Here is a 6,965-nt window from a genome sequence, read left to right as displayed (position 1 = left end):
CGAGGTGTCGCGGTCGCCGGTGGAGTTCCTGGAGCTGGTCGAGCGCGAGCGGGTGACGATGCTGAGCCAGACGCCGTCGGCGTTCTACCAGTTGTTGGCCGCGCGGCCGGACGGCGAGGGTGGGCTCGGTGCTGTGCGTACGGTGGTCTTCGGCGGAGAGGCGCTGGAGCCCGCGCGGCTCGCCGGCTGGTGGGAGCGGCACGGCGGGTCCGGGCCGCGGCTGGTCAACATGTACGGCATCACCGAGACGACGGTGCATGTCACGCACCATCGTCTCGGGCCGCACGACGGCGCGCACGGCAGCGTGATCGGCCGCGGTCTTCCGGGGCTGTCGGTGTACGTGCTGGACGAGTGCCTGCGCCCGGTTCCGGCCGGCGTGGCGGGCGAACTGTACGTGGCCGGAAGTCAGCTGGCTCGCGGCTACGCCGGTCGTGCGGCGCTGACCGGTGAACGGTTCGTGGCATGTCCGTTCGGTGGCTCCGGCAGGCGGATGTACCGGACGGGTGACCGGGCCCGCTGGGACTCCGAAGGCCGGCTGGTGTTCGAGGGCCGTGCGGACGACCAGGTGAAGATCCGCGGGTTCCGGATCGAACCGGGCGAGGTCGAGGCCGTACTCGCGGCGCACCCGGCCGTCGCCCAGGCAGCCGTCGTCGCCCGGGACGGCGCACCGGGTGGCATGCGGCTCATCGGCTACGTAGTGCCCGCCGACGGCTGCGACGCTGTCACGGACGAGGTGCGCGCACACGCCGCCGAGCGGCTGCCGTCGTACATGGTGCCCTCGGCGTTCGTGGAGCTCGACGCCCTCCCGCTGACGGTCAACGGCAAGCTGGACCGCAGGGCGTTGCCGGAGCCGGACCACGCCGGTGCCGGCACCGGACGCGCTCCGGTCACCGCCCAGGAAGAGCTGCTGTGTGCGGCGTTCGCCGAGGTACTCGGCCTGGACCGGGTCGGGGTCGACGACGACTTCTTCGCCCTGGGCGGGCACTCCCTGCTGGCGGTGTCGCTGGTGGAGTGGCTGCGGCGACGCGGCGTCACCGTGTCCGTGCGGGCCCTGTTCGCGTCCGCGACCCCTGCCCGCCTGGCCGCGGTGGCCGGGCCCGATCAGATCGAGGTGCCGCCCGGCCGGATTCCCGGCGACGCCACCGAGATCACGCCGGACATGCTCCCCCTGGTCGAGTTGACGGACGAGGAACTGGCCGGCCTCGTGACGGCCGTTCCGGGTGGCGCGCCCAACATCCAGGATGTCTACCCGCTGGCCCCGCTTCAGGAGGGCATCTTCTTCCACCACCTGCTGGCCGACCGGGACGGCACGGACGTCTACGCGACACCGATGGTCCTCACCGTCGAATCCAGGGAACGACTCGACGAGTTCCTCGCGGCGCTGCGGCAGATGGTGGAGCGCAACGACATCTACCGCACCGCGATCATGTGGGAAGGGCTGCGCGAGCCGGTCCAGGTGGTCGTGCGCCATGCGGAACTGCCGGTCGAGGAGATCGCCCTCGACCCCGACGGGCCCGAGGCCGCCGACCAGCTCCTCTCGGCGGGCGAGTCCGCCGTCGACCTGACGCGCGCGCCGTTGCTGCGGGTCCGGGTGACGGCCCTCCCGGACGGCGGATCGCTGGTGCTGCTGCGCATCCATCATCTGATCCAGGACCACACCACCTTCGACGTGGTGCTCGACGAACTCCGGGCGTTCATGAACGGGCAGGGGGACCGGCTGCCCGCGCCCGTGCCGTTCCGCGAGTTCGTGGCCCGGGCGCGGGCCGGGGTGTCGCAGCAGGAGCACGAGCGGTACTTCACGGACCTGCTGGGCGACGTCACCGAGACCACGGCCCCGTACGGCCTGATGGACGTCTACGGGGACGGCACGGACGCCGCACAGGTCAGGCTGCCGATCGACGACACCCTGACCGGACGGATCCGGACCCTGGCGCGCTCGCTCGGCGTGAGCCCCGCGACGCTGTTCCACGTGGCATGGGCGCGGGTGCTCGGCACCCTGTCGGGCCGCGACGACGTGGTGTTCGGCACGATCCTGTTCGGGCGGATGAACGCGGGTGCCGGCGCCGACCGCGCCCCGGGCCTCTTCATCAACACTCTTCCGGTGCGGCTGCGTCTGGCGGGCAAGAGCGTGGCCGACGTCCTCACGGACATGCGCGGCCAGCTCGCCCGCCTGATGGTGCACGAGCACGCCCCGCTCGCCCTGGCGCAGCAGGCCGGCTCGGTGCCCGGAGCCGGTCCGCTGTTCACCTCGCTGTTCAACTACCGGCACAACCTGCCGACCGAACGGCATCCCGGCGCCGGCCTCGACGGCGTGAGCCTCGTGATGCACCGGGACTACTCGAACTACCCGGTGGTCGTGTCGGTCGACGACGACGGCACGGGCTTCGAGGTGGAGGTGGAGGCCGTCGCTCCGGTCGATCCCGCAGGGGCGGGCACGCTCCTGCTCACCTGCCTCGAGGGCCTGGCGACCGCCCTGGAACAGGCCCCGGAATCGCCCCTGACGACGGTCGACGTGCTCGGCCCGGCCGAGCGCGCACGGATCCTGACGAGCTGGAACGACACGGCGGCGCCCACGGCGGGTGTCTCGGTGCCCCAGGCCTTCGCCGAACGCGCCGTAGCCGACCCCAACGCGGTGGCCGTGGTCGCCGACGGCGTGGAGCTCACCTACCAGCACCTGGACGCGCGCTCGGACCGGTTGGCGCGGGCTCTGGTGGCGTCGGGGGTGGGGCGGGAGTCGGCTGTCGCGGTGTTGATGGAGCGGTCGGCGGAGCTGGTGGTGGCGTTGCTGGCCGTGTTGAAGGCCGGTGGTACGTATCTGCCGCTGGATGTGACGTGGCCGGTGGCGCGGATGCGTGCGGTGGTCGCGGACGCGGGCGCCGGACTGGTCCTGGTGAGCGAGGCGTCGGCCGGGCAGGATCTCGGGATCGCGGAAGTGTCCGTGGCTGCTGTTTCGGACGGGGGGCTGCTTCCGGTTGTGGAGGACTCGGCGGCCGCGTATGTGATGTACACGTCGGGTTCGACGGGTGTGCCCAAGGGTGTGGTGGCCACGCACCGGGATGTGGTGGCGCTGGCCCGGGACCGGTGCTGGGGGGCGACGCCGAGGGTGTTGTTCCATGCTCCGCACGCGTTCGATGCGTCGTCGTATGAGTTGTGGGTGCCGTTGCTGTCGGGCGGCACGGTGGTCGTCGCACCGAACGACCGCATCGATGCGACAGCGGTACGACGGTTGATCGCCGGTCACGGCTTGTCGCATGTGCATGTGACGGCGGGTTTGTTGCGGGTGCTGGCGGATCAGGATCCGGGCTGTTTTGCCGGTGTGGGTGAGGTGTTGACGGGCGGGGATGTGGTGCCGGCCGGGTCGGTGCGGCGGGTGCTGGAGGCCAACCCGGGTGTGGTGGTGCGGCAGTTGTACGGGCCGACCGAGGTGACCTTGTGTGCGACGCAGCACGAGGTGGGTGACTCCGGTGGTCTCAATGGCGTGGTGCCGATCGGGCGGCCGTTGGACAACACGCGCGTGTATGTCTTGGACGAGAGGCTGAGCCCGGTGCCGGTGGGTGTGGCCGGGGAGTTGTATGTGGCCGGGGCCGGTGTTGCGCGGGGTTATCTGAATCGGCCGGGGATGACGGGTGAGCGGTTCGTGGCCTGCCCGTTCGGTGACGGTGGGCAGCGGATGTACCGCACCGGGGACCTGGCCCGTTGGGATGCCGAGGGTCGGCTGGTGTTCGCCGGGCGTGCGGATGAGCAGGTGAAGATCCGTGGGTTCCGGGTGGAGCCGGGTGAGGTCGAGGCTGTTCTGGCGGCGCATCCGGCGGTGGCGCAGGTAGCGGTGGTGGTCCGTGAGGACATCCCGGGGGACAAGCGGCTGATCGCTTATCTGGTGCCCGCCGGGGCGGGAGCTCCGGTTGTGGATGCGGTGCGGGAGTACGTCGGGGAGCGGTTGCCGTCGTACATGGTGCCGGCGGTGTTGGTGGAGTTGGACGCCTTGCCGTTGACGGTCAACGGGAAGGTGGACCGGGCGGCGTTGCCCGCGCCCCAGCGTGTGGCGGGTACGGGCCGGGCACCCGCGAACGTCCGGGAAGAGCTGCTGTGCCAGGTGTTCGCTGAGGCCCTGGGACTGCCCACGGTCGGAGTGGACGACGACTTCTTCCAGGTCGGCGGGCACTCGCTGCTGGCCATGCGGCTGGTCAGCCGGGTCCGCAGGGCGCTGGGCGTGGAAATGCCGCTGCGGGCATTGTTCGAGGCCCGGACACCGGCGGGGCTGGCGGCGTGGTCGGCCGAGGCCGAGCCCGGCCGGACGGCGCTGGCGGCGCGCGAGCGGCCCGAGCGCGTGCCGCTGTCGTTCGCCCAGCGGCGCTTGTGGTTCCTGGGCCAACTGGACGGACCCAGCCCCACGTACAACATTCCGCTGGCACTGCGTCTGACAGGGACGCTGCATCGAGAGGCATTCACCGCGGCACTGCGCGACGTGATCGAGCGCCACGAGGTGCTCCGCACCGTATTCGGGACGGCCGGGGGAGAACCCTTCCAGCAGGTGTTGTCGCCGGAGGAGGCGGCGTTCGCCCCTGACATCGTCGAGGTGTCGGACGACGACCTGCCCGACCGGGTGGCGCAGGCTGCCCGGTACGCGTTCGATCTCGGCGTCGAGATCCCGGTGCGGGCGTCGTTGTTCGTACTGGCGCCGGACGAGCACGTGCTGGTGCTGGTCGTGCACCACATCGCGGGTGACGGCTGGTCGATGGAGCCGCTGGCGCGCGACGTGTCGGCGGCGTACGCGGCACGGCTGGCGGGCGAGGCCCCGGTGTGGGAGCCGCTGCCGGTGCAGTACGCCGACTACGCGCTGTGGCAACGAGAGCTGCTCGGGGACGAGGAGGACCCGGAGAGCCTGCTGTCGCGCCAGGTCGCGCACTGGCGTGACGCCCTGGCGGGAGCACCCGAGGAACTGGAGCTGCCGGCCGACCGGCCTCGCCCCGCGGAGACCTCACGCGTCGGACGGCTCGCCGAGGTCGCGATCCCCGCCGAGCTGCACCGGCGGCTGCGGGAGGTGGCGCGGGCCGAGGGCGTGACGGTGTTCATGGTCCTCCAGGCCGCGCTGACGGTGACGCTGTCCCGCCTCGGAGCGGGCACGGACATTCCGATCGGCGTGGCGGTGGCGGGACGTACCGACCGGGCCTTGGAGGACCTCGTCGGGTTCTTCGTGAACACCCTCGTCATGCGCACCGACCTCTCCGGCGACCCGAGCCTCACCGAGGTGCTGGGACGGGTCCGCGAGACCTCGCTGGCTGCCCTGGCCCATCAGGACGTGCCGTTCGAGCGTCTGGTGGAGGAACTCGCTCCGGCCCGGTCCCTCGCACGTCACCCGCTGTTCCAGGTGATGATGACCCTTCAGAACACCCACGGGGTCGCGGGTGGCCCGGCTGTGGCCCTGCCCGGGGTGCGTACCACCGCACTGGCCACCGACGTCACCGCCCTCAAGTTCGACCTCGATCTGAATCTCGGTGAGACCTTCGACGAGGCCGGCGACCCGGCCGGGATCGACGGCCTGCTCATCGCCTCCGCCGACCTGTTCGACCAGGGGACCGCGGAACGGCTGGCGGAACGACTGGTACGGGTGCTGCGGACGTTGGGCGCGGCTCCCGCCACCCGGATCAGCGACGTCGATGTGCTCGGTGCGGAAGAGCGCCGGCGGTTGCTGACGGAGTGGAACGACACGTCGGTGGCCGTACCGGACGTCTCGGTGCCCGAGGCGTTCGCCCGCCGGACGGCGGTCGATCCCGATGCGCTCGCGGTGCGCTCCGGTGACGTCCGGCTCGGCTACGGCGAACTGGACGCGCGCGCCGACGAGCTGGCACGACGCCTGGTGGCCGCCGGAGTGGGTCCGGAGTCGGCCGTCGCCGTGGTCATGGAACGGTCGGCGGAGCTGGTGGTGGCGCTGCTGGCCGTGCTGAAGGCCGGTGGTACGTATCTGCCGCTGGACATGACGTGGCCGGTGGCGCGGATGCGCGCGGTGGTCGAGGACGCCGGCGCGCGGTGGGTCGTCACCCATCGGGCGACGACCGGGCACGAGTTCGTCCGTACGACGGAACTGGACGTCGTGCCGGCCGACGACACCGCGGAGGCGGCCGCCGAGGTGGTCCTGCCCAGGGTCGAGCCGGGCTCGTCCGCGTATGTGATGTACACGTCGGGTTCGACGGGTGTGCCCAAGGGTGTGGTGGCCACGCACCGGGATGTGGTGGCGCTGGCCCGGGACCGGTGCTGGGGGGCGACGCCGAGGGTGTTGTTCCATGCTCCGCACGCGTTCGATGCGTCGTCGTATGAGTTGTGGGTGCCGTTGCTGTCGGGTGGCACGGTCGTGGTGGCGCCGGATGAGGCGGTGGACGCGGCGGTGTTGCGTCGTCTGATCACCGGTCACGGCTTGTCGCATGTGCATGTGACGGCGGGTCTGCTGCGGGTGCTGGCGGATCAGGATCCGGGCTGTTTTGCCGGTGTGGGTGAGGTGTTGACGGGTGGGGATGTGGTGCCGGCCGGGTCGGTGCGGCGGGTGCTGGAGGCCAATCCGGGTGTGGTGGTGCGGCAGTTGTACGGGCCGACCGAGGTGACCTTGTGTGCGACGCAGCATCGGGTCGTGGATCCGGACGGGATCGACGGGGTACTGCCGATCGGGCGGCCGTTGGACAACACGCGCGTGTATGTCCTGGACGACGCACTGAGCCCGGTGCCGATGGGTGCGGCCGGGGAACTGTACGTGGCCGGGGCCGGCGTCGCCCGCGGCTACGTCAACCGCCCGCAGCAGACGGGTGAGCGGTTCGTGGCCTGCCCGTTCGGTGGCTTTGGTGAACGCATGTACCGCACTGGGGACTTGGTGCGTTGGGGTGCCGAGGGTCGGCTGGTGTTCGCCGGGCGTGCGGATGAGCAGGTGAAGATCCGTGGGTTCCGGGTGGAGCCGGGTGAGGTCGAGGCTGTTCTGG

At 71.4% G+C, this 6,965-nt stretch carries 1 protein-coding gene; it reads left to right on the top strand.

The window, feature by feature from the left end; translation table 11 throughout:
• Window positions 1-6,965: amino acid adenylation domain-containing protein (locus tag ACZ3I3_RS41155; protein ID WP_467373001.1), on the top strand; the 6,965-nt coding region annotated here is incomplete at both ends.

The organism is Streptomyces sp. NPDC016851 (genome assembly GCF_055562795.1).
This window is presented reverse-complemented; position numbering and strand designations above follow the sequence as displayed.